Origin of the sequence: Sediminibacillus albus (assembly GCF_900101125.1) — a bacterium.
GTDB classification, from domain to species: Bacteria; Bacillota; Bacilli; order Bacillales; family Amphibacillaceae; genus Sediminibacillus; species Sediminibacillus albus.
In genome coordinates this window covers 123,792-146,285 of sequence record NZ_FNFL01000004.1, presented here as the reverse complement: position 1 = coordinate 146,285, position 22,494 = coordinate 123,792, and the positions used below count along the sequence as shown (strand labels likewise).

29 protein-coding genes and 1 riboswitch are annotated in these 22,494 nt (G+C 41.9%); of the genes, 9 read left to right on the top strand and 20 right to left on the bottom strand.

What is annotated here, in order from left to right:
• Positions 1 to 31: 31 nt before the first annotated feature.
• The 4 genes from BLR93_RS12435 to BLR93_RS12420 all read right to left on the bottom strand — a co-directional run bounded on the left by BLR93_RS12435 (position 32) and on the right by BLR93_RS12420 (position 3,191).
• The gene (locus tag BLR93_RS12435) at positions 32 to 973 is read right to left on the bottom strand and encodes an ABC transporter permease (protein WP_093215064.1); all 942 of its coding nucleotides are present in this window, start codon (positions 971 to 973) and stop codon (positions 32 to 34) included.
• Complete coding sequence (locus tag BLR93_RS12430) at positions 966 to 1,871, bottom strand: ABC transporter ATP-binding protein (RefSeq protein ID WP_425440948.1); 906 nt, start codon at positions 1,869 to 1,871, stop codon at positions 966 to 968. Before BLR93_RS12430 ends, BLR93_RS12435 begins: the two co-directional genes overlap by 8 nt.
• A 149-nt stretch (positions 1,872 to 2,020) precedes the next feature.
• Entirely contained in the window at positions 2,021 to 2,830 is an 810-nt protein-coding gene (thiD, locus tag BLR93_RS12425; RefSeq protein ID WP_093215060.1) for a bifunctional hydroxymethylpyrimidine kinase/phosphomethylpyrimidine kinase, read from the bottom strand.
• Between the two features lie 31 nt (positions 2,831 to 2,861).
• Positions 2,862 to 3,191, bottom strand: coding sequence for a hypothetical protein (locus BLR93_RS12420; RefSeq protein ID WP_093215058.1), 330 nt, complete (start codon positions 3,189 to 3,191; stop codon positions 2,862 to 2,864).
• A 125-nt stretch (positions 3,192 to 3,316) separates the two neighbouring features.
• Here BLR93_RS12420 and BLR93_RS12415 point away from each other — a divergent pair, with 125 nt between their 5' ends.
• Positions 3,317 to 3,613 (top strand): DUF3817 domain-containing protein, encoded by a 297-nt coding sequence (locus BLR93_RS12415; RefSeq protein WP_093215055.1) that lies wholly within the window; start codon positions 3,317 to 3,319, stop codon positions 3,611 to 3,613.
• Positions 3,614 to 3,680: 67 nt separating this feature from the next.
• Here the strand turns inward: BLR93_RS12415 and BLR93_RS12410 are convergent, their stop codons facing one another.
• From BLR93_RS12410 to lepB, 8 genes are all read right to left on the bottom strand, one after another.
• Positions 3,681 to 4,154 carry a DUF456 domain-containing protein gene (locus BLR93_RS12410; RefSeq protein WP_093215052.1) on the bottom strand — a complete coding sequence of 158 codons (474 nt, stop codon included), beginning with the start codon at positions 4,152 to 4,154 and terminating at the stop codon, positions 3,681 to 3,683.
• A 232-nt stretch (positions 4,155 to 4,386) separates the two neighbouring features.
• Positions 4,387 to 4,911, bottom strand: coding sequence for a type 1 glutamine amidotransferase domain-containing protein (locus tag BLR93_RS12400; protein ID WP_093215048.1), 525 nt, complete (start codon positions 4,909 to 4,911; stop codon positions 4,387 to 4,389).
• A 153-nt stretch (positions 4,912 to 5,064) separates the two neighbouring features.
• The gene (gene thiE / locus BLR93_RS12395) at positions 5,065 to 5,709 is read right to left on the bottom strand and encodes a thiamine phosphate synthase (protein WP_093215046.1); all 645 of its coding nucleotides are present in this window, start codon (positions 5,707 to 5,709) and stop codon (positions 5,065 to 5,067) included.
• 6 nt (positions 5,710 to 5,715) lie between these two features.
• Positions 5,716 to 6,522, bottom strand: coding sequence for a hydroxyethylthiazole kinase (gene thiM / locus BLR93_RS12390; protein ID WP_093215043.1), 807 nt, complete (start codon positions 6,520 to 6,522; stop codon positions 5,716 to 5,718).
• Complete coding sequence (gene thiD / locus BLR93_RS12385; protein ID WP_093215041.1) at positions 6,515 to 7,348, bottom strand: bifunctional hydroxymethylpyrimidine kinase/phosphomethylpyrimidine kinase; 834 nt, start codon at positions 7,346 to 7,348, stop codon at positions 6,515 to 6,517. The genes thiM and thiD (BLR93_RS12385) overlap by 8 nt, the downstream gene beginning before the upstream one ends.
• Before the next feature lie 322 nt (positions 7,349 to 7,670).
• Positions 7,671 to 7,773, bottom strand: a riboswitch (TPP riboswitch).
• 66 nt (positions 7,774 to 7,839) lie between these two features.
• Positions 7,840 to 8,868: a spore photoproduct lyase gene (gene splB / locus BLR93_RS12380; RefSeq protein WP_093215037.1), complete on the bottom strand. Its 1,029-nt coding sequence runs from the start codon at positions 8,866 to 8,868 to the stop codon at positions 7,840 to 7,842.
• Entirely contained in the window at positions 8,861 to 9,118 is a 258-nt protein-coding gene (locus BLR93_RS12375) for a transcriptional regulator SplA domain-containing protein (RefSeq protein ID WP_093215034.1), read from the bottom strand. Before BLR93_RS12375 ends, splB begins: the two co-directional genes overlap by 8 nt.
• A 139-nt stretch (positions 9,119 to 9,257) precedes the next feature.
• Positions 9,258 to 9,806 (bottom strand): signal peptidase I, encoded by a 549-nt coding sequence (gene lepB / locus BLR93_RS12370; RefSeq protein ID WP_093215031.1) that lies wholly within the window; start codon positions 9,804 to 9,806, stop codon positions 9,258 to 9,260.
• A 107-nt stretch (positions 9,807 to 9,913) separates the two neighbouring features.
• Here lepB and BLR93_RS12365 point away from each other — a divergent pair, with 107 nt between their 5' ends.
• Both BLR93_RS12365 and BLR93_RS12360 read left to right on the top strand, forming a co-directional pair.
• Positions 9,914 to 10,906: a D-alanyl-D-alanine carboxypeptidase family protein gene (locus tag BLR93_RS12365; RefSeq protein ID WP_093215030.1), complete on the top strand. Its 993-nt coding sequence runs from the start codon at positions 9,914 to 9,916 to the stop codon at positions 10,904 to 10,906.
• Positions 10,907 to 11,043: 137 nt separating this feature from the next.
• Entirely contained in the window at positions 11,044 to 12,240 is a 1,197-nt protein-coding gene (locus BLR93_RS12360) for a CynX/NimT family MFS transporter (protein WP_093215027.1), read from the top strand.
• 64 nt (positions 12,241 to 12,304) lie between these two features.
• Here BLR93_RS12360 and BLR93_RS12355 read toward each other — a convergent pair whose 3' ends face one another.
• The 4 genes from BLR93_RS12355 to BLR93_RS12340 form a co-directional block, all read right to left on the bottom strand.
• Positions 12,305 to 12,730 carry a hypothetical protein gene (locus tag BLR93_RS12355; RefSeq protein ID WP_093215025.1) on the bottom strand — a complete coding sequence of 142 codons (426 nt, stop codon included), beginning with the start codon at positions 12,728 to 12,730 and terminating at the stop codon, positions 12,305 to 12,307.
• A 396-nt stretch (positions 12,731 to 13,126) separates the two neighbouring features.
• Complete coding sequence (gene proC, locus BLR93_RS12350; RefSeq protein ID WP_093215022.1) at positions 13,127 to 13,924, bottom strand: pyrroline-5-carboxylate reductase; 798 nt, start codon at positions 13,922 to 13,924, stop codon at positions 13,127 to 13,129.
• 17 nt (positions 13,925 to 13,941) lie between these two features.
• Positions 13,942 to 14,415, bottom strand: a complete 474-nt coding sequence (locus BLR93_RS12345; protein ID WP_093215021.1) for a GNAT family N-acetyltransferase — start codon at positions 14,413 to 14,415, stop codon at positions 13,942 to 13,944.
• An 18-nt stretch (positions 14,416 to 14,433) separates the two neighbouring features.
• Positions 14,434 to 15,081 (bottom strand): SGNH/GDSL hydrolase family protein, encoded by a 648-nt coding sequence (locus BLR93_RS12340; protein ID WP_093215019.1) that lies wholly within the window; start codon positions 15,079 to 15,081, stop codon positions 14,434 to 14,436.
• Positions 15,082 to 15,187: 106 nt separating this feature from the next.
• On the opposite strand from BLR93_RS12340, the gene BLR93_RS12335 reads away from it, so the two are divergent.
• Positions 15,188 to 15,976, top strand: a complete 789-nt coding sequence (locus tag BLR93_RS12335) for an ion transporter (protein WP_093215017.1) — start codon at positions 15,188 to 15,190, stop codon at positions 15,974 to 15,976.
• A gap of 87 nt (positions 15,977 to 16,063) precedes the next feature.
• Positions 16,064 to 16,540 carry a spore coat protein gene (locus tag BLR93_RS12330; RefSeq protein WP_093215014.1) on the top strand — a complete coding sequence of 159 codons (477 nt, stop codon included), beginning with the start codon at positions 16,064 to 16,066 and terminating at the stop codon, positions 16,538 to 16,540.
• Between the two features lie 80 nt (positions 16,541 to 16,620).
• On the opposite strand, the gene BLR93_RS12325 is transcribed toward BLR93_RS12330, so the two are convergent.
• Entirely contained in the window at positions 16,621 to 17,040 is a 420-nt protein-coding gene (locus BLR93_RS12325; protein WP_093215012.1) for an organic hydroperoxide resistance protein, read from the bottom strand.
• A 188-nt stretch (positions 17,041 to 17,228) separates the two neighbouring features.
• Between BLR93_RS12325 and BLR93_RS12320 the strand changes: the two genes are divergently transcribed.
• The gene (locus BLR93_RS12320) at positions 17,229 to 17,498 is read left to right on the top strand and encodes a DUF1292 domain-containing protein (RefSeq protein ID WP_093215009.1); all 270 of its coding nucleotides are present in this window, start codon (positions 17,229 to 17,231) and stop codon (positions 17,496 to 17,498) included.
• Between the two features lie 18 nt (positions 17,499 to 17,516).
• Positions 17,517 to 17,768, top strand: coding sequence for a hypothetical protein (locus BLR93_RS12315; RefSeq protein WP_093215006.1), 252 nt, complete (start codon positions 17,517 to 17,519; stop codon positions 17,766 to 17,768).
• 16 nt (positions 17,769 to 17,784) lie between these two features.
• Here BLR93_RS12315 and eutH read toward each other — a convergent pair whose 3' ends face one another.
• Positions 17,785 to 18,906 carry an ethanolamine utilization protein EutH gene (eutH, locus tag BLR93_RS12310; protein ID WP_093215001.1) on the bottom strand — a complete coding sequence of 374 codons (1,122 nt, stop codon included), beginning with the start codon at positions 18,904 to 18,906 and terminating at the stop codon, positions 17,785 to 17,787.
• Between the two features lie 154 nt (positions 18,907 to 19,060).
• Between eutH and BLR93_RS12305 the strand changes: the two genes are divergently transcribed.
• Both BLR93_RS12305 and BLR93_RS12300 read left to right on the top strand, forming a co-directional pair.
• Complete coding sequence (locus BLR93_RS12305) at positions 19,061 to 19,693, top strand: LysE family transporter (RefSeq protein ID WP_093214997.1); 633 nt, start codon at positions 19,061 to 19,063, stop codon at positions 19,691 to 19,693.
• Positions 19,694 to 19,775: 82 nt separating this feature from the next.
• A complete protein-coding gene (locus tag BLR93_RS12300; protein WP_245690142.1) occupies positions 19,776 to 20,516 on the top strand; it encodes a YqcI/YcgG family protein in 741 nt (246 codons plus the stop codon).
• On the opposite strand, the gene BLR93_RS12295 is transcribed toward BLR93_RS12300, so the two are convergent.
• Positions 20,513 to 20,668 (bottom strand): YvrJ family protein, encoded by a 156-nt coding sequence (locus BLR93_RS12295; RefSeq protein WP_093214994.1) that lies wholly within the window; start codon positions 20,666 to 20,668, stop codon positions 20,513 to 20,515. The two genes, BLR93_RS12300 and BLR93_RS12295, sit on opposite strands and share 4 nt — an antisense overlap.
• A 216-nt stretch (positions 20,669 to 20,884) precedes the next feature.
• The gene (locus BLR93_RS12290; RefSeq protein WP_093214992.1) at positions 20,885 to 22,207 is read right to left on the bottom strand and encodes an amino acid permease; all 1,323 of its coding nucleotides are present in this window, start codon (positions 22,205 to 22,207) and stop codon (positions 20,885 to 20,887) included.
• Positions 22,208 to 22,494 lie beyond the last annotated feature (287 nt).

Here is a 22,494-nt window from a genome sequence, read left to right as displayed (position 1 = left end):
GTATAACCCCTTTCATGAAATCGTAATATTTTTAATGTCCTGCAACATCCCTCTTTGTAAAGAACACCCAGGATAGTACCAGAAATACCAAATAATAGACCAGAAGAACCATCACGGAAAACGGTAACGTCATTCCTTCTATCAATGGGGTACCTCTATAGTACTGGTCTAAATTAGTATTTGCGAATAAAATAAACTTTGCCCAATCATATTGAAGGAAGAAGCCCATAATGGAGCTTCCTGCCATCATTAGGAAAATAGCAAAACCTATCGCTAAACCACTATTTCTAAAGATAGAGGATATCATGAAAGCCAATGCAGACATCATGACTAAATTCACTAAACTAAACCCATAAGATCTTGTAATCTCATGCAAAGCAGACACTTGGACAAATCCATCCCCGCTATTTAGAACTAACGTTGGGTTGATTCCATTTACACCAAAGAAAACAGCCCCTGTCAACCAGGAAAACAATAACAGGAATACCAGAGAAGTAAGTGCAAATAATAAAACGGAAACATATTTTGAGAACAGTATTTTTGTCCGCGACACTGGTCTTATCAATAGTAATTTAATCGTTCCCCAGCGGAATTCATGCGCAACAATACCGGCTGCTACAATTATAGTAAATAAACTTAACAAAGCCGAAAGCATCGAATTATCTATCACCGACTGCCAAACATCATAATTCTGCGGCTTAATGTCATTCTCCAAATAATAATTATTTTCCTTGACTACCTGATCATATGCTATTTGTTCTTCATCCATACCTTCCGTTAATTCAGCATTCTCCTGTTCGAGCTGCTGGCGCCAGTCTTCCCCATATTCCTCATTTCCAAGATCGCCGACGGTTTTACCGAGAATTGCAATACCAAGAATGATTACAGCTAATATCACGAACATAATCCAAGTAGATTTCCGGGCATAGAGTTTCACTTGCTCGTTATATACGAGATTCATAAAGTTACTCAATCGTATTCTCTCCAATCAAATCTAGAAATTTATCCTCGAGCGTCGAACGCTTCACTTGGACGCCGAATATTTCCACCTGCCCATCGACGAGGCTTTTTATAATGCTGGGAATTTCTTCCCTTTTGGCTGATAAAACCAATTCTTCTTTTTCGATTGCTGCGTTGATTTGCAGTTTTTCCTGCACAATGTTCCGTCCGGTCTCCAGCGGTACAGCTTCAATGTGTATATCTTTTACATCCGTTTTGTTTAAAGCTTCCTGGACCGTTTCTATCGCAATTAGTTCACCATTTTTAATGATGCCAATACGGTCACACATCAGTTCGATTTCTGATAGTAGGTGGCTGGAAACAATTACAGCCACGTTTTCTTTTTCGGCTAAATTCCTTATGTATCGGCGAATTTCACGGATTCCGGAAGGATCTAATCCATTGGTCGGTTCATCCAAGATCAAAATAGATGGGTTGTGTAACAGGGCTTGGGCTATTCCAAGTCGTTGGCGCATACCTAAAGAATAGCGGCCGACCTTCTCATTGATAGCCTTATCAAGGCCCACCAGTGTTACCACTTCTTTAATCCGTTCTTCCGTCACAGCAGGCATCATTCTAGCGTAATGCTGTAGATTTTTCCAGCCGGTCATAAATGGATACATTTCAGGATTCTCTACAATCGCACCGACTCGCCGGATTGCCTCTTTGTATTCCGTTTTTATACTTTTCCCCTCGATCAATACATCTCCTTCTGTTAATTTCATCAATCCAACCATCATTCTTATGGTTGTTGTTTTTCCTGCCCCATTTGGACCCAAAAAGCCAAAGACCTCTCCAGGGTATATGTCAAAATTCAGGCCTTTAATGATTTGCTTGGAACCAATATTTTTCTTTACATCGATTAGTTGCATTGCCGATTCAGCAGTCAAATCTTGCACCTCCATACGTTTTATTAGCTGATACTTGTCCACTCTTTATTCTACGGGTGTTAGCGTGCAAATGTTTCAGCAATCCGCAAACTTTCCAAAATTCCCCTATGGAAATCTTGAGAATCTTGCTGCTAATCAGTTACTTCATTGCCATATTTACGGTATGCTGCATGATAGGTAGATCCGATACCACGGCCAAAATCTAATGGATACTGAATAGCAGCGGTGACAAATGCTTTAGCAGTATCTACAGCCTCTTCCATCGGCTTGTTCTTTGCCAGTTCCGCTGTTATCGCCGCTGAATAGCTGCAGCCAGCACCACTTGTATGGATAGTGTTAATTCTCTCTTGATAAAATTCGGTAAAAGTGCTGCCATCATATAAAACATCAACCGCAGATTCCTTAAGGGATCCTCCCTTAACCAGAACATATTCCGGTCCTAGTTGATACAACTGCTTTGCAGCTTCCCTCATAGCAGCCGTCGTATCAATCGGACCGCACTCGAGCAAACGTTCAGCCTCATGTAAGTTTGGAGTAATTACCCATGCAAGCGGAATAAGTTTTTCCTTCATCAACTCGATGGCATCATCTCTTAACAGCTGGGAGCCCATCTTTCCTATCATCACTGGATCAACAACAATTTTTTTCGTTGGCCCCTTTTCTAATAACCCGGCCACAAGACTGATGATCTCTTTTGTAAACAGCATTCCAGTCTTCACCGCATCGAAGCCGACTTTTTCTGCTGCAGTATAATATTGAGCCTCTACAGCCTCGAGCGAATGAGTAAAGATCCCTTGCTTTGTTATAGTGTTGTTTGCAACCATTGCCGTAATAGCCGCCATCCCGTAAACGTCCCGTTCCTGGAACGTTTTCAAGTCTGCCTGGATACCAGCACTCCCCTGTGCGGCAGACCCTGCTATTGTCAGTACTTTTGGCACCATATCACTTGCTCCTTTCTTTTATTTTCACGGATTAATTCCCCTCCCTGTCACGCATGATTACGTTTGCTATCAGCCCAACAGCTACTGCTAATACGGCAGCAAAAAAGTAGTTTATAAACTCTCCGTAAACATATTGTTCAATCAATAAGAATAGTATAAATATTATTCCAGCGGCAAGGATACTCGCAGCTGTTCGGTATCTAGGTCTTTTCTGCTTAATATATTTGACTTCTATTAATAAAGTAATCACCCCTAAACCGGCAACCAGCAATGCCCCAGCAGAAGCCTTTGTAGTTAAATAAGAAGTCAAGCCAAATATAATCAAAAAAGTTGGCAGGATAGTCGGTAAAATGTTTTTCAAGAAATTCTCTCCCTTTTTGTTTCACCATGAATATATGTTGAAAAATAATGCTAACATATAGTTTAGCACCATTTTTTGCTATATACTAAATAAGACTATTAGTAATCAGAAAACGGAGGTATTCAATGTTAAATTCACCTATACGGCTATTCAGAGTTTTTGGCATGATAGAAGGAACTTCTCTGGTGATCCTGCTTTTTATAGCTATGCCGTTAAAATATATGGCAGGTCTAGCTGAAATTGTCACAGTAGTTGGTTCCCTTCATGGCTTTTTCTTCATTTTGTATCTTCTGGTTATCGCGTACACCACATTTAAAACCCGGTGGGCATTGAGATGGATATTCAGTTCAGTATTGGTAGCCTTTATTCCATTTGGTAATTATGTACTTGATTATAGGCTCCAGAAAACACATTACGTCTAATAACGCTAAGCAGCCTGCTTCCATTCGGGAAGCAGGCTGCTTCATTTAGTTGTAGTTGCAATCCTTTTCAGACAGCGATGAAAAACCAAATTATCATGATCAATTGAATAACCGCCTTAGCAAACGCTCCCCCGAGAAAGCCCAGCAAAGATCCAAACGATGCTCTCCACGCTTCCTGTATCGATTTCTGCTGAGCTACTTCTGTTACAAATACGGCTACAAACGGAACGATAATAATACCAAATGGCGGGATAATAAAGGAACCGATAACAACGCCAATGGCTGCAACTCTTTCTCCCCATTTTGTCCCTCCGTATTTCTTCACAAAATAACTATTGGCTATAATATCAGATACGATCAACAATCCCGTCAGTATCACCATAGCAACCCAGAATATCCATGATAATTCACCTTCTATAAAAAAGAAGTACAGTAAAAATCCAATCCATAGGACTAATGGAGCTGGGATTATCGGGAAAACAATCCCGGCAAAACTTAGCAAAAAACAAGCTGTAATTAGAATCCAAATAATAATGTCGATAAAAACCCCTCCTTTATAATCCGACTAAAATAACATAATGGGCTGGCCAGTGCCACCTGCGAGCCCGTAACTCCAAGAACCGTTTCGCCTAATATTCCTATTTCATTTGTCTTTTCACTTGAAAAAAGAGGCTGCACTACGTTGTACAGCCTCTTTTCCATAGCCTTTGATTTCGGTATTGACCAGCGGCCGGCAGACTTCATGCTCTGCGTCCTTACATCGTTTCGTTAGATTAAGAGTCGGCGAGTAAGTCGGCGAATTCTTTCATGTATGGCGGAAGATCTGGTGGACGGCGGCTTGATACAATATGTCCATCGACCACTACAGGAAGGTCCTTCCAATTCGCTCCTGCATTTGTCATATCATCCTTAATACCAGGTGTGCTAGTCACATTTCTGCCTCTTAAAATGTCAGCAGAAATTAACACCCAGCCGGCATGGCATATTTGGCCGATCGGTTTTTCAAAGTGATCCATATGGCGGAGCATTTCCAGTACTTCAGGATACCTTCTTATCTTATCCGGCGCCCATCCGCCAGGAACCAAAATGGCATCGTATTCTTCTGCTTTAATATCGGCATAAGCAAAGTCAGACATAGCCGGCACGCCATATTTTCCAATATATTTCTCGTTGGCTTTTTCACCAACCAAGTGTACGGTTGCCCCCTCCTCCTGAAGCCGAAGGATAGGATACCATAATTCTAAGTCTTCAAAATCATGGGCTACTAAAGCTATTACTTTTTTATCCTGCAAGCGCATTTCGTTACCTCCTTACTATTCCTGTGCAATTTGTCTACACTATCACTATTCCCAAGTGTACCATCTTGAAGAAAATTTCTAAATCAATTAAGCATTTGTTTCTTAGTGTAAGGAAGTAGTTATTGCGTCATCAGCTGCTTGCGCTCAAGAAGTCTAACGCTTTTTTGCTGTAAGCTTGTTCAACAGCTGTGCTGCCTGCTGCGGAGATTCGGCTTGACTAATTGCTGAGATCACCGAAACTCCATCGGCACCAGCCTTGATTGCATCTGCAGCATTATCCGTATGAATCCCTCCAATGGCTGTCACTGGGGTCTCGCCTGTTAAACGATTAATCTCTTCTAGACCTGCAAGTCCAATCGGTAATTTGGCATCCTGTTTCGTAGAGGTTGGAAAAACAGGGCCAGCCCCTATATAGTCAGCACCTGCTTGGAATGCTTGGACAGCCTCTGTACTGTTCGTGGCTGATACCCCAATGATAAAAGACTTAGGGCAGCGTTGTTTAACAGAAGCAAGCGGTTCATCATCCTGTCCGACATGGACACCGTCAGCACCAATATCAACCGCCAAATCGACATCATCATTAACAATAAACGGCACTCCATAGTGGTTACACAGTTGTTTCAATTTAATTGCCAGGGAGTGCTTTTCCTTGCCTGTCTTGGCACCGCTGCCTTTTTCCCTGAATTGAAACATCGTTATCCCGCCTTTTAAGGCTTGTTCCACTACTTGCAAAGGTTCCCCCCTGCAATTGTTACTGCCCATTATAAAATAGACTTGTAAGCTTTCACGGACCAGCATGGCAAACTACACTCCTAAATGGTTAAAATAAGATAGTTTTATCTTCCCCTGTAATTCCTTTTCGTTCAAGTGATAGATGGTATCTAAAAAGGCGGTTTGAAAACTGCCCGGACCTTTACTGGAATCCGCTGCTATCTCTGCAGCAGCACCATAAAAACTAACTGCTCCGGCAGCAGCCTTCAACTCTGTCTCTTTAACAGTCAAAAATGCAGCAATTACCGAACTGAGCAAGCACCCCGCACCCGTTACTCTCGTTTGAAGCTGGTGCCCATTCTTGCCAAGATAAAGCGAGTCACCGTTTGTGATTACATCTTCCTCGCCAGTCAGAACGACAGCGGTTCCAAGCTGCCTGGCAGCTTTTATTGCTATCTCCTGATTGTTTCCTTGAAAGGAGGAATCTACTCCTTTCACTTTGGCGTCCGCTCCCGCTAGATAAGCAATTTCACCGGCATTACCGCGGATAAGTGAAACATTTACTTGTTCAAGAATGTGTAAAGCTGTTTTATTCCGAAAAGGGGTCGCGCCTGCTCCGACTGGATCAAAGACCACTGGTATCCCTTTTTCATTAGCTGCCTTCCCGGCTGATATCATCGCTTCTACCTGCGGGGTAGTCAGTGTCCCTATGTTAAGGACTAGTGCATCTGCCACAGACGCCATGTCTGCTGCCTCTTCTCGCGCATTTGCCATAACCGGCGACACTCCTAAGGAAAGCAGGCCGTTCGCTGTAAAGTTGGTGACAACATTATTGGTGATATTGTGGATTAATGGCTGTCGTTCTCTCACTTTTGTAATCAAACTCGCAATCTCACTCATTATCGTTCCCTCCTGTTGCATTATTTGGAACTCCTTGCAGGCGAAGCCCCCAGTGATTAGTTGGTCCATTTCCTCTGCCAACACCTAGCGTATAATGGATGGCTGCAGTAATAAAATCCTTGCCTATCTTAACTGCTTCCGGGATTGATTTGCCTTTGGCAAGCTCTGCTGTTATTACAGCCGAAAATGTACAGCCTGTTCCATGTGTGTGTTTTGTTTCTGTTCTCGGTGATTTAAAGAAATGATATTCCTTTTTCTCATATAAGACATCAATTGCTTCGCCGGGTAAATGCCCGCCCTTCACTACTGCAGCTTGGGCACCAAGGTCTTCCACGATTACTTTTGCTGCCTTTTTGGCATCCTCTTGATCCTTAATGGGAAAATCTACTAATATCTCTGCTTCAGGAACATTGGGAGTTACCACCGTAGACAGTGGAAGCAAACTGCCCTGTATTGTCTTTCTTGTCTTCTCTTCCATTAAGGAATGTCCGCTTTTGGCTACCATTACCGGGTCCATCACATAAGGCATCCGATTTTTTTTCAATTCCATTGCAATCATCTCCATCATTTCACTAGTCGCAATCATGCCCGTTTTCACTGCCTGCGGGGCAATATCATGGAATACTGCATGTAATTGTTTCTCAATAAATGGCACGGGCAAATGGTGTACATCTTCTACCCCCAAAGTATTTTGAGCAACAATAGAAGTAGCTACACTCATACCGTAAACTTCCCGCTCTTGGAAACTTTTTAAATCTGCTTGGATTCCAGCGCCGCCTGTGGGATCTGTACCAGCAATTGTCAGTGCACTTGCAATCGGTGACATGGTTTTCCCCTCCTGAATTTTGAATTTGGTTTAACGATCATTCTATTAATCTAAGCAACTGTTTTCTTTTAACGAAAAGTGGCGCCTGCTTTGGAACCTCTCCCTGGATTTTCGTAGAAAGAAAGGATGGCTCATAATACGTTCAGAAATAGGCTGGGCAGGTCTCTCTTCGCTCCAGAAAATTTCATTTATAAACTCCTCCCTGTAATGGAGAAAGTCCACAAGAGCTGGATGGAACGGGAAATCTTTACTTCAGGAGCATAAAAAAACCGCTCCAGAAAACTGGAGCGGTTGTCATCTTATTTTAACTATAATAGATATACTTATCCCGTCTCCACTTTCCTACGCTGGTATTAACCAGTTCAGGTTCAAAGGGACCAAGGATTCATCCTTATCTCAGCCGTATGGCGCCCCTAGTGGACTTTCCGATATTTAATTACTTCAAATTAAACATGAAAACAAAGCATTGTCAAACATCCTCTTCAACAAGACTAGGTGAAATATTCGATTTTTGCTTTCGGGAACAGCTTGCTGATGGTCTGTTTCATTACATCCTTCATTTCTTCCTGTTCCTTATCCTGATACACATATTTCCCTATCCCATATCTTCCCCATTTCCACTTTCGTTTTGACTCATCAAGCTCAAGCTTCGACATTGGATAATTTTTTTCTATAACTCGCTTAGCCGGCTGTGTGAACCGATGTTGAATCAATTCAAAGGTCAAATCCTGTTTAGCTGTGGGCGGCAGCTTTTCTGCTAGTCTTTCCAGCATCTCTGTGTACCCCTTCTGCCAGCCATCATGCAAGTAAATTGGGGCCACAATAAAACCAAGCGGATAGCCAGCTTCAGCTACTTTAACCGCCGCTCCGATTCTTTCTTCAAGCTTTGAAGTTCCCGGTTCGAAATACTTAATAACATAGTCATCGTTGACGCTAAAACGAAACCTGGTTTTCCCTTTATGGTCAGCGTCAAGAAGATGATCTACATGGGCAAACTTCGTTACGAACCGAAGCCTTCCATGCCTGGTCTTACCAAAATATTCTATTGCCCTTTTCAGTGTATGTGTCAAATGGTCAATGCCTACAATATCCGATGTACAGGAAGCTTCAAACCTGGTAATTTCCGGAGCACGTTCACGCATATATTTTTCTGCCTCGTCGAAAATCTCCTCCGTATTCACATAAGTACGAATATACGGTTTGCTGCCCATCGTTGTTTGTAAATAACAATAATGACAATGCCCCATACACCCTGTTGCGAAGGGTATTGCATACTCTGCAGAAGGCTTCGATGTATCAAACTTCAGCGTCTTTCTTATTCCCACTACTAAGGTGGATTTGGCGTTACGATATTTTTGAAAATCGTTGTCGCCCGGTAGGTTTCGCACTTGGTTATGTGAAGTGGTCTCCCGTATCTCAATGTCCATGTTCTTAAATTTATCGATAAGTTCCCTGCCTAGCGGGTACTCCAAAGCGCGCGGTTCCACATAAACTAACTGAGGGACAAACGGTTTAACCATGGAAATCCGCTTCCTCTGAATCACCGAACACCGATTGATAGGCAAATTCCGCTTCCTGTTCAGAACGATAAACTGCTACTTCCTCTGTTAAGGGATAATATGTATCATACAAAAATAACGCCAGGTCACCAGCATGATTAGGGTCAGCAACCACCGCTGCCTCCTGGACATTGGCTACCCCCTGTACATGCGGGTTTCTAATTATCACATAGACGACTTCCCCCGGCATATAGCCTTGATTGTATTCCATTGACTCACCCATTTCTGTTAAAGTATGCCCTTATTGTCCCACCGCCCCTAGAAATTATTACAGAAACAAGCAGCGATTGTTTGTACATTCATAAAAAAACACCCGACCCAGGTTTTCTTCCATTCGGGTTGGATGTTTTTTAATTAGGGATACCTATTCCTTGCAGCGGCCATATTCTTAACTTAACATCGCCAATGACTGATTCTTCGGTAATGAAACCAAAGTATCTGCTGTCTTTGCTATCGAGCCTGTTATCCCCCAGGACAAACAGACTGTCCTCAGGAACAGTGCTTTTTCCGGCAACTTCTTGTAAAGTAAAATCGTTTGTTAGATACTGGCTATTCGATAACCTTTTTTTATATTCTTCTAAATAAGGCTCTTCAACTGGCTTGTCATTAATATAAAGAATATCCTCTTTCATCTCCACCGTATCGCCAGGTAATCCGATCACTCGTTTTACATACGCATCTTCTGAATCAGGCGCCTGAAAAGCAATTTCATCAAACCGTTGTATTTTGCTGATTTTGCTGAGAATAATCCTGTCCCCATCATGCAGGGTAGGCATCATTGATTCGCCTTCCACAATCGATGGCGTAATTAGGAAATGCCGGCAAACCACCACAATAATAAGAGCAACCAAAATCGTTTTCAACCAGGAAATCACTTCGTTTTTCAAGGTGTTATGCATACGGATACCCTACCTTTTAATAAAATATTGATGTGAATTTTCAAAAAAAGACATTTTTTGTAGACTTTTCTGGCTGTGTTTCGTCTTAGTTTAATGGAGGTATGAAAATGAAAACTTTTAAATATATTTTAATTTTACTCTTTTTACTGCTTATCGCTGGTTTTATCACTCTTTCGTTACATGGCGGCCAGCCTGAAAATCAGGAGGAACAATCAGAAACAATCATTTATCAGGACTCCTCTTTCCAAGTGGACGAGGAGGTGCTGCTTTCAAATTTAAACCTAGAAGCTGAATCCGCTTTATTAATCAATGCAGATAATCAGCAGCTATTGTATGAGAAAAACATAAACCGTTCCCTGCCAGTAGCCAGCATGTCAAAAATGATGACCGAGTATCTTGTCTTAGAGGCGATCAATAACGGAAATCTTACTTGGGAACAGCAAATCCCTATCAGTGATTATGCCTCTGCAATTTCCAATACACCAGGCTTTTCTTCTATCTTATTAAAGAAAGAGCTAACTTATACGGTAGAAGAATTATTTCATGCAACAGCTATCCACTCAGCCAACGGTGCCGCTATCGCTTTAGCGGAAGCCGTTGCAGGGAGCGAAAAAGAATTTGTCCAATTAATGAATCAGACAGCCGAAAGAATCGGGCTGGAAAAATCAACATTTGTTAATAGTACTGGACTTAGCAATAGTGACTTAGGCTCATACAGCTATGCAAATCTTCCAAGCCCGGACAACATGATGTCTGTTAAAGATGTTGCCTCGTTAGCTTTAGAACTGTTGAATACCTATCCGGAAATACTCCATATTTCCTCTATGCCTTCACAAACTGTGACCCATGGCAGTCAGGATGCTATTACTTATTATAACACCAATTCGATGCTGCCTGAAATGAATGAAGAGAATATCAGCTACTCGGGAGTAGATGGTTTGAAAACCGGATATACAGACGTGGCAGGTTATTGTTTTACTGGCACAGTGCAGCAAGGCGGAACACGTTATGTATCGGTAATTATGGGAGCTGGAACGGAAAATGCAAGATTCTCGGATACAAAGAAGCTTTATGATGCAGCCTTTAATTCCGTTGATTGAACAAATTGGCCCTCAATGGAAGGCTTATTTCATTGAGGATTTTATCCACTTCTTTTATACTGTGTTTTATACATTCATCGATATACTATTGCAAACAAACTTTTACATAAAAATCCTGTCATTCTAAGGAGTCATGTATGAACAAACAGCAAACCCTTGCTTCAAGACCCGCTACCCCTATATTACTGGTAGCTGGCATTATTTTAATTGCTATTAACTTACGGCCTGCAATTACATCGGTAGGCCCTTTGATTGGAACAATCCGGGATAGTATTGGACTTGAAAACTGGAGTGCTGGCTTGATTACTAGTCTGCCTCTTTTGGCATTTGCCGTTATGTCTCCCTTAGCTCCGCGATTAAGCAACAAAATCGGAGGCAGCTTAACCCTTTTATCTGGCCTGATCATTTTAATGCTTGGGATTCTTGTCCGTTCCGCTGCCTACATCCCCACCCTATATTTGGGGACAACGCTTGTCGGCCTAGGGATAGCCATCTGCAACGTTCTTCTTCCAGGCTTAATAAAGGAAAAATTCCCTGAAAAGGTCGGATTTATGACGAGTGTTTATTCTACCTCGATGGCAACCTTTGCTGCACTTGCTTCCGGGCTGAGCATTCCTTTAGCAGCCGATCTGCAGTTGGGATGGCAGGCATCTTTGGCTAGTTGGGCATTATTGACAGGGCTCGCTATCATTATCTGGTCTTTTTATATTCATTCCCAGCGTAAATCTCTGACAAGCCAGCAATTTTATGAGCCTTCTGCTGCAAAGCTTATTAAATCCACGCTTGCATGGCAGGTCACCTTGTTTATGGGAATGCAGTCATTTCTCTTTTATGTCACCATCTCCTGGCTTCCAGAAATTTTGCATGACTATGGACTAGCAATCGGAACGGCAGGGTGGCTGCTGTCGTACATGCAGTTTATCAGCTTGCCCGCCACCTTCGTTGCTCCTATTCTTGCCGATAAGTTCAAAAATCAGCAAGGAATGGTAGCCGTTATAGGTTTTCTTGCTTTAACAGGATATAGTGGTTTATTGGCAGGAGGCCCTATGCCATTATTAGTAGTCTGGATAACGCTAATAGGCTTATCTTTAGGCGCCAGTATCAGCCTGGCACTGACTTTCCTAAGTATGCGTACCGTCAATGCCCGCCAGGCAGCAGAGCTGTCTGGAATGGCCCAGTCAATCGGCTACTTATTTGCAGCTATTGGGCCATTTTCCATCGGCTTTTTCTATGATTTAACCCAGATATGGCAAATACCCTTGCTGATTATGATTTTCATTTCGCTGCTTATCATCATTTTTGGGCTCGGAGCAGGCCGTAATAAATATGTATGAATGATAGTCCATAATCCGAGAAGCGGCAGGCCATTCGAATGTCACACATGTCCTGCCGCTTTGTTTATTTGTTAAGCTCATTATAGATAACTACTTTTACAGCGTCCAATTCCTCTTTGGTCAACTTATCTTCTACTTTTTCCAACAACGCAGCCTGCTCTTCCGGACTTATACCGGAATTCACCGATTCATTCATTTCCTGTATTTCACTCATGCTGAACTTCTTAATTAAGTTCTTTACCGCACCTTCTTTTGTTTTAAATGGAAGAGTACTCTGGTCTATTTGCGGAACATCTGCTAAGAACTCCTGCAGCTCAGGACTATTCTTAGCGACTTGTTCCATATCGCCAGCCTGTCCGCTTAAATCAAGTTCCTGCTCCAATTTTTCTACCATCCTGTCGGCAACAAAACCAGCAGCAACATGATAGACACCATAGCCGACACCTGCCAGGATTACGATGATAATGACTAAGTTTCGTAAAAACCTCATGTTTCCCTCCCTCTCGCCAAGTTAAAAATTGTCCTGTGGAAATAATGTGTAAAAGGAACCTCATCTGAGGTCATTATAGCAAAAACAAGACTAAAATATGTGCAAAACCTTTGACTGTTTTTATCGAATGCTGCCTGAATTTGCTGACAAAATCGCCGACCCCATACAATCTATTGATAAGGTGACTGTCGCAGACAACGGTGATAGAGATGAAGCAGCGAAAACAGCAATTACGTGACAAAGTTAATGTTCACCTGATCTGGCATAGAACTTAATAGAGGTTGGAACAAAAGTATAATGGCCAAAGCAAAAATCGAACTCGTTCGATTTTTGCAAATGGATTTATGTTATGTCTCAACCACTTTTTAGGTTATTGTACCTTTTTATTTTCTTTAATCAGCTATTACCAGCTTTCCTCCGGCAAGCCTCTATCGCTTCTCGTAACAAGCTATCTACATTATGATTGTCTAAAACCCCTAGTCCGGCAGCAGTAGAACCGCCAGGTGTCGCTACCTGGCCTGCAAGGGCTGCAGGGTCCTCTCCGGTTTTAAGCAGCTCGGCGGAACCGGCAATCATTTGCGCAACTAGTTTTCTTGCTTGCTCTTCAGTTATACCAGTTTCCTGGGCTTGATTCTTTAATGACTCGGTGATCCGATAAATAAAGGCTGGCGCACTTCCTGTAATAGCCGTTAATTGATGGAGCTGCTGCTCAGTCACTTTCTCAAAGGCTCCTATCCCAGATAAGATTTCCTCTAACACCTTCACATACTGTTTTTCGACATGGGTACCGATAGCATAAAGCGTACTTGACTCACCAAGTTTCGCAGCAGTATTTGGCATTACCCAGGCAGTGGGGGTTCCGTCCGGCAGGCGGGCTTCCAGATAAGCAGGGTCTATACCTGCGGCAACTGTAATAACCAGCTGCCCATTGATAAGTCGGTATATTTCTTTCAGGATTTGCTCGTGGTCTTCAGGGGGCATGGCCAAAAAAATAATATCTATTTTATTTAATTGCTGCTTCCAATCCTCAGTTACTGGGACTCTGTAAGTATTTTGCACATACTCTAGTCTTGTTTTATTTCCTTTATTAGTAACAAGAATGTCGAATTGTTCTTTTTCGGCCAATGTGCTAATGATCGCTTGCGCCATACGGCCGGCACCGATAAATAATACTCTGTTCGTAGTTTGTGGCATTGTTTACCCTTCCTTCTTCAAAGCTTAAATGACATTGTCCGGAATTTAGGAACTAACCGAAGCCGTTCTTCATAATAATCGATTATTTCCTGTTCCTTTTCTGGAAGCTCAAGGATGATTTCTTCTGCCCCCCTATTTAATGCAAACTTTTTAATCTTCTCAAACAGATGTTGGTCAATCCCTTTGTAGATGTGGTCTTTTCTGACATACATTTCCTCTATTTTTATGATTCGTCGCTGCTCTGTCCGGGCTGTTTCCATCTGGTTCATGCCGATAAAAATAGTAAAAGCGATGATTTCCCCTGCTTTTTCAACAACGTATAACCTTTTCTTATCATCAGTAAGCACTTCTTCCAGGAATTCTATATCAATAGGATGATCCGTTTCTTTAAAATAATCAGGTTCTGCTAAAGCCCGCGCCTGGTAAAGTTCCCGGTAAAGCGTTAAAAGCTGCTGAAAATCATCCAAGCTTCCTTCTCGTATTTTGAACATCTTTATCGCCTCTTTCTTTTATGCTGCTGTATATTTTAAGTGAGCCAAAACTGACTTCAACCAGGTATGGGCCATCAGCATATTACCAGTTGAATTCATATGGACGCCGTCTGTCGTCAAGCAATGGGTTTGGTTCTTAACTAAGTAAGAAAGGAACGCCTCATGAGTTGGAACAAGAATTCCGTCATTCTTTTCTGCCAAACTCCTTACGATTTCTACATATTGCTTCAGCTTTAGATTGCCTGCAGAGTTTACATCTTCTTCAATGACTGTTGGTTCCATTAACACTGGGATAACAACTTTTGATGACTGTTTCAAATCATCTAATAAAGCCTGATAAACTTTTTGGAAACGCTCAGGGTGTATCTGCTCGATATCCGGTTGGTCCAGCTGCCTCCATACATCATTGATTCCAATAGATATCGATACATAATCTGCAGACATTTCTATAACATCTTTAGGCCACCGGTCTGCCAAGTCGGTTACTCTATTACCATTTATGCCTTTATTGATCACTTGCGGACAGCCTGCCGGGTTTGTTGCAATCAAGTAATCTCGGATAAGTCTGACATATCCCCAGCCAATTCCTTCTTCATCATCTTTCCGTCCACAGTCCGTAATACTATCACCAATAAATAAAATGCTTGGCCTGACCTTCATGCACATCCGCTCCTTTCGTAATTACCTTCTGTCCTTAAGTTAACTATAGTCTACAGGTGACAGTCAATGCTTCAACAAGTAAAATGATAGAGAAAGGAGGCACGGTTAAGACATGTCTAACTTAAAAAACAAATGCTTCTACATTTCACAGCATCCATTATTCACCAATTTGATCGTTGGGCTGATTATCATAAATGCTATATTGATAGGTTTGGAAACCTATTCAACAATCGCCGTTCAATATACAGAGTGGCTATACATATCAGATAAGATTTTGCTATGGATATTTACTTTGGAAATCGGTATCAGGCTTATCGGCAGCAGGACTGCTGGGGACTTTTTTAAGGACCCTTGGAGTATTTTTGATTTTATCATCGTAATGAGCGGCCATCTGCTTGTCGGAGCTTATTACGTTACTGTGTTGAGGATTTTGCGGATTCTCAGGGTTTTACGAGCTATTTCAGTCATCCCATCACTAAGGCGAATGGTTAACGCCCTTCTTTTGACGATCCCCTCGATGGGAACCATTTTGATGCTGTTATCGATTTTCTTTTATATTTATGGAGTGATTGGCACGATGTTGTACAGCCAGGTAGCACCTGAATATTTTGGTACTCTGCATGCTTCCCTGCTCACTCTCTTTCAAGTAGTTACCCTGGAGTCCTGGGCAAGCGGAGTTATGAGACCAATTTTGGCTGAAGAGCCTTCTTCCTGGTGGTTTTTTGTCAGTTTTATATTAATCGGTACTTTTGTCATTTTCAATTTATTTGTCGGAGTCATAGTTAACAATGTGGAAGAAGCGAATAAAGAAGGCACCCCCGATCCCACGGACATTAAATTAGATAAGCTTCAAGCTGAATTAACAGAGATAAAGAAGTTATTGAAAGACCGTAACGATTAAGGTTTCCAGGCCGTTAGCGTTAATTAACAAAAAAATGGGTTCCTGCATACATTGAACAGACAATTTAAATAGGGGAGTTGGATTTCAATGGATAAAAGTCTCGCTTGGCACGAGTCCCTGGAACTGCACGAATTAACTGCTTTTCAATCAATCGGCTTGATGAAATTAAAAAATACTCTGCCTAAAGTGAAAAGCGCTGATCTTCAAGCATTGTATAAACAGGCAATTAAGGAAATGGAAGCAAATCTCAAGGAGCTATTACAGTTTTATCCGCTCACCCCGAGAGATGGGGAGATAGAGGAAAGAAAGGGTGTTGATGAAACACTTTTGGAAGGTGATCTGTTAGTACTGACAAAAACTGCGGTCCGAAATTATAGTATCGCTATTACCGAAACCGCTACACCAGCATTAAAAAATGTTCTCGTCAGCCAGCTTAACAAACTCATCCAATTACACGATAAGGTTTTTCGGCTTATGTATAAAAAAGGCCACTACCCATCGTATGATTTAGATAAACTGTTTAAAAATGATCTTATGCTTGCCAAAAAAGCACTCAGCCAATAACTGCACGGGACGCCGTATTTCATAATAGAAAGCAATATTCAGCCCTTCAGACGAGCAGCCTGAAGGGCTGAATTTATTATTTATACAGCTTTGGTGTTTAGCTTTACGTCAATATTTCCTCTAGTCGCCTTGGAATAAGGGCACACTTTATGGGCTTGTTCTACTAATTCCTCTGCTTCTTCCTGGCTAACACCTTTAATTTCCGCATGAAGGGTAACTCCAATTTTAAAGCCGTTATCTTCTTCATCTTTCAGGAAATCGACATCAGCTGTGATCGTTGAATCTATATCCTTTTTTTGCTTCCGTGCAACAAGGTTTAGAGCACCATCAAAGCAGGCGGAATAACCAGCTGCAAACAACTGCTCTGGATTGGAGCCTTTTGCATTTGGATCATCCTTAGGATTAACCAAGTCTAAGTCAATTAGCCCATCATCCGATTTCACATGGCCATTTCTTCCACCTTTGGCTGTAGCATGCGCAGTAAAAAGTACATCACTCATGAATAATCACACTCCTCATTTTTATTCTCGCTACCGACAAGTCTATTTTATTGTCCATTAATATATTTTCCTTCTTTCACCGAATTTTAAACTGTTTTAAATGATTTCGTGAAAAATGAATCCCTTCTTTGACGATTTGTATAAAATAATCGGAGTTACAAAACCTAAGGACATCTGAAAACAGAGAGGTGAGACAAATCAATCAACCAAAAGAGAACTTACAAACGATTTTCGTCCAGGATGAAAATGGTTCAGAAACGGAATATGAAGTAGATGCAGTCATTGAAATGGAAAATAAAGAATATGTGCTTTATTCGTCCGGCCATAAATTAAAAATGAAAAGAATACTTCATGAGGACGGCGATGAATTTTTACTGGATGTCTCCGAAGAAGAAATGAGTAAATTAATAAGCGCTTATCAGGAAGCAATATCCGAGGAAACAAAAGAAATCCACTGATCAGGGAGGCGGGTCATTTTGCCGTACACCAATTATACCAAGGAAGCTGTTCAAGCTGTTCAAAGAGCCCAAAAATGGGTGGAGCTTGCCCAATCTAATCCTGCTGGCTATTCTGAGTCTCAAAACCATTTAGTATTTGCCCAAGAACAAGTTGCCAACGCTCAACAAGCAATTGCCAATGCCAGTGAGGAAGAAAAAAAAGAGCTTCGGCAGGCGGCCGACTTACTAAGGTTGTTAAAACAAACCCAACAATCGATCAGCAATAGTTAACAGTCATCAGGGAGGCCTAATCAAACGATTGGCCTCCACTGTTCATGCGGCTTTTAGGAGAACTAGATTCCTTAGGAACGAATATAAGGGCAAGCATAACTGCTGAAAATCCTCCGATCAGCTTTCCAGCTATCACAGCAAACGCCAACTCCCTGTCTATACCTGCTACAAAGCCAAGGTGGCCGCCAAAGACGAACGCCCCGCTGACTGCAAAAGCTACATTTAGCACTTTTCCTCGTGGTTCCATAGACCTTAATGCCGTTAACATTGGAATGACATGAGCAAAAGAGGCAATAAAGCCTGCAGTTGAAGTATCGCTCAATGCAAACTTTGCTCCAATACGGGTTAGCAATTTCTTAAATACCTTCGAAATAAAAGCCATCATCGGAAATGCACCCGCTAAAAATAGAGCGATTGACCCTACAATTTTGACTCCTTCCTCCAACGGGGTCATATTTGGAATGACCACGAAGCCAGTCAATGTTTCAATGGCAATTGCAGCAAGCCCAGTGATGGCTGTAATTTGAACCCCTTTACCAAATACAGAGAAACCGATAACCATCTGATTGGTTCGTTTCCATAACCCTAAAGATAACAAAATGGAAAGCGAAAAAGGAATGATGAGGTTACGTAAAACGACCGAAACGTCTATCCCTGCCAGCAATCCTCCTGCAAGACAACCTACCGGCACAGTGATTAACCCCAAAAGAATTCCTTTGGCAAAGTAGTTATAGTCTTCTTTCTCAATAATTCCTAAGGCAACTGGAATAGTAAAGGCGACCGTAGGGCCCAGCATCGTACCTAGAAAAACCCATGAGAATAACTCGGCTTGATCACTCTGGGACATAGCCTTGGCCAGCGAATACCCTCCCATATCCAAGGCTAAAATAGTATTGGCAAATGAAGCAGGATCAGCTCCCACCAAGCTGTAAACAGGCACTACAACCGGCGTCAGCACTGCGGCCAGAACAGGTGCCAAAGAGATGATCCCGACCATTGTAAAAGTCAGTGGGCCCATCGCCATGAAACCATCTGTAAATCGTTGGCCTAGCCCCCATTTGTTACCCAAACATTTATCCAATGCGCCTAAACAAAAAAAACCCGCTACAATGTATATAATGATATCGTTTATATTCAAATCCTATCACCATCTTATCCCCGCTTTTATCACATCCATTCTAACAGTACCAACATATTATGCACAGCCAGACCGAAAATCTTCTTTAATTTTTGTGCTAACTCACTCCTTGTATGAATAAAATGTACAAGTTATCCAAAAGGGAGAGAGAATAGTGGGAATATTTTTCAGTTATGTATTTTTAGGATTGTCATTGGCCGCTCCAATCGGCCCCATTAATGCCGCCCAATTGGACAAGGGGATTAAAAGCGGATTTTTCCATGCCTGGCTGATCGGACTCGGTTCTGTCGCCGCAGACATTTTGTACATGCTTACCGTATATTTCGGTATTGTACATTTTTTAGAAACACCCTTTATGAAAACTTTTTTATGGTCCTTTGGCTGCTTTGTATTGGTTTATACAGGAATCGAGAGCTTGTCGAGTGCAAAAAATGTAGCGCTTGACCGTAATCGGGAAGAAGAAGATTCGGGCACCAAAACTTTTTTTACCGGCTTCTTTTTATCGTTGTCCAATCCATTGACGATTCTTTTTTGGCTCGGAATTTATGGATCTGTGCTAGCTAAAACAGCAACCCAATATGATACCTCCCACCTGGTTCTTTATAGTGCCGCTGTCATCATTGGCTTAATTATTTGGGATATCTCGATGGCTCTTGTGGCCAGCAGCTTCCGAAAATTTCTGACAGAACGTGTACTTATTCTGATTTCATTATTGTCCGGTTTATCGCTAATCGGGTTCGGGTTTTATTTTGGCTATCAGGCAGCAAAACTTTTATTCCATATATAAATAATAACAAGCGAAGTCTGCGCTGGTATCAGTCACCCATTCACTTCCCTTTCAATAAGTTATAAGGGAAAGGGTGAGAACTTTGGAGCTATATTCTGGAATGGAACTGACGCAGAAGCCCGAAAGTGTTAACGACACACATTATCAACACTTTTTATCCTTTACCAGGAAAATGACCGATAAACAGCATAAATTCCCCTGCATCCCTGCTGTGCAAGGGTTTCATTTAAACCATTTTCGTTTTGGTTTCCTTAAGGACCCCGCTCAAAAGGAAACGATAAGCATGATGGCAGCACTGCTAAAAGAATATAGCCATCAATACAGAGACATCGGCCAATATACCTCGCTTATCGTTTTTTTTGATGAAAAAGAAAATATAGAGTGGAGCCTGCCCGATTATGAGAATGCCTTTTGGAAGATGCTAACGGAGTTAAGTGCTTTGGACCCTATCGATTGGCCGGAGAAAATCCCATTAAACGCTGCTGATCCATTGTGGGAGTTCTGTTTCCATGGCGAGCGGTACTTCGTCTACTCTGCTACACCACAGCATAAAAACAGACAGAGCAGACACTTTCCGTGTTTTCTTTTGGCGTTTACGCCAAGATGGGCTTTTGATAAATTTGAAGCACACGCTGCTGCCCCCTTTGTCAAAAGAAAAATAAGAGAGCGGCTAACGGAGTATGACGCAATCGCTCCCCATCCAGATCTTAAAGCTTATGGACAACCGGATAATTATGAAGCAAATCAATACTTTTTGCCAGATAATCAATCTACACGTAAAAGCTGCCCTTTCCACTCTTACAAACAACATCGATCAACTTAGTCCTTTTTATTTTCCATAATTTTTGCCATTTCACTAACTGCTCGTTCCAGTTCTCTGATCCGCTTTTCAAAGCGGTGCAGCAAATATACGGATATCGCAATTGGGAAGCCTAGGTTACTAATCAACTGGATGAAAGTTAGATTCTCAAACATAGTATCAGCCAACCCCTTCCTATTCCTCAACATAAGTACTTAGTAACTTAGCTGCTAACCAAGTTATAAATAATCCTTATACTTTGATGGAACCAAAATATAAGAGCGGCCTCTAACCGGAGGCTTTGCTATTTTATATGAGGAAAGGAATGGAGTTGTATCGGACAACCATCGGAAATCGGCTAAAAATCCGCTTCTATAGCCAGCTGAACGTTTTTAGCTGGCTGATTTTTTCCACTTCTTTTTCATCATTAGGGTTATCAGGCCAATGATTAACAGAAAACCCACACTGACAAAAAAGCCTGGTCTGCTGTTCTTTTCAAACAAGGTTCCTGAGACTGCAGCCAGGATTAACAGCAAGCCAAAATAACCTTTAAACTGATGAATCCCGGACAGCTTCATTAATTTCTTGAAAGATAGCAGAATAAACAGCCAGGTGTACAGCAGCATTAACCCCGCTGCCGTCGTGAAATATTCATATATCTTTTCAGGAAGCAGTAAAGACACGACGATAGATAGTATTAAGCCAGATGTCGTCAGTCCTAGTGCCCGGAATGGAATATCTCTTTTACCGCTTGTTTTTGAAAAAAACTTCGGTGCGTCTCCATCATTGGATAAACTGACAATAATTGTTGTTATCGCAAATAGAGAAGCGACCATCGTTGAAAACCCGGCAATTACTAAAGCTCCATTAAACACATGGGGAACAAATGACAAGTGGTACTTATCAAGAGCTAGAATGAACGGACTTTCCTCTGTCGAGAACTTATCCCAAGGGACAAGATACAAGGCTAAACCGAGTGACGCTATATATATGGAAGTCAGCGAAAACAACATGACCTTTCCCGATCTGGGAGCATCCTTTGGTTCTTTCAGCTCATTTGCCATAATACCCATTACTTCAATACCACCGAATGCATAAAAGGCAAAAATAAGTGCAGTCCAAAAACCTACCATTCCATTTGGAAAGAATTCTTTAAATCCATATGAAAATGCAGAAGCTTCCGCTTTTCCGTTCAATACACCAAAAACGGCAAGCACAGCTATGATGATAAACATTAAAATAGCGGCTACTTTTACAACAGCAAATATATTTTCAAACCGTTCAAAACCGCTGACCCCAGTAAGAATAACAATTAATCCGAGTCCGCCAAATACAGAAGCCAAAATCCATAACGGAACATTAGGAAACCAAAATTGCGAGAAGATACCTAGCGCAGTCAGCTGGCTGCCCATAATCAACATTTCAGACGACCAATACATCCATCCATTACTAAAGCCCGCCCAATGTCCATATGCTTTCTTGGCATAAGTGCGGAATGACCCTTCGACTGGATGTTCTGCTGTCATTCTGGCCAGTGCATCAAATACAATATAAGTTCCTGTAGCTGCAAGGATAAAAGCGAGCAAAACAGAAGGACCTGTCTGGCGGATTGCAATGCTTGACCCTAAAAAGTAGCCGGTCCCGATAATGCAGCCGATGCCTATCATCGAAAGCTGCCACCACTTAATTTTTTTCTGTTTGGATTGTTTACTCATAAGATCCCCCCTTCAGCATTATCTGGCTTATTGTTGCTGAGAAGCAGAGGAATTATTCAATAAAAAATCTGGAACTTCTATCGTAAACAGCAGTTGTTTCCTGGATAATTAAGAATGCCGCGGGACAAGCATTGCTCGTCCCGCGGCATTCATTCGGATAATCTATCCTTTTATTCGGTCGTTTCCGCTTTTCTTGGCTAGCTTCAACTCCCAGCGGCTCTTGCACTTCCTGCTCCTCGTACGATAAGTCAACATCTTCGCCGGCGCTCCGTGTTTCCTTTATCTCC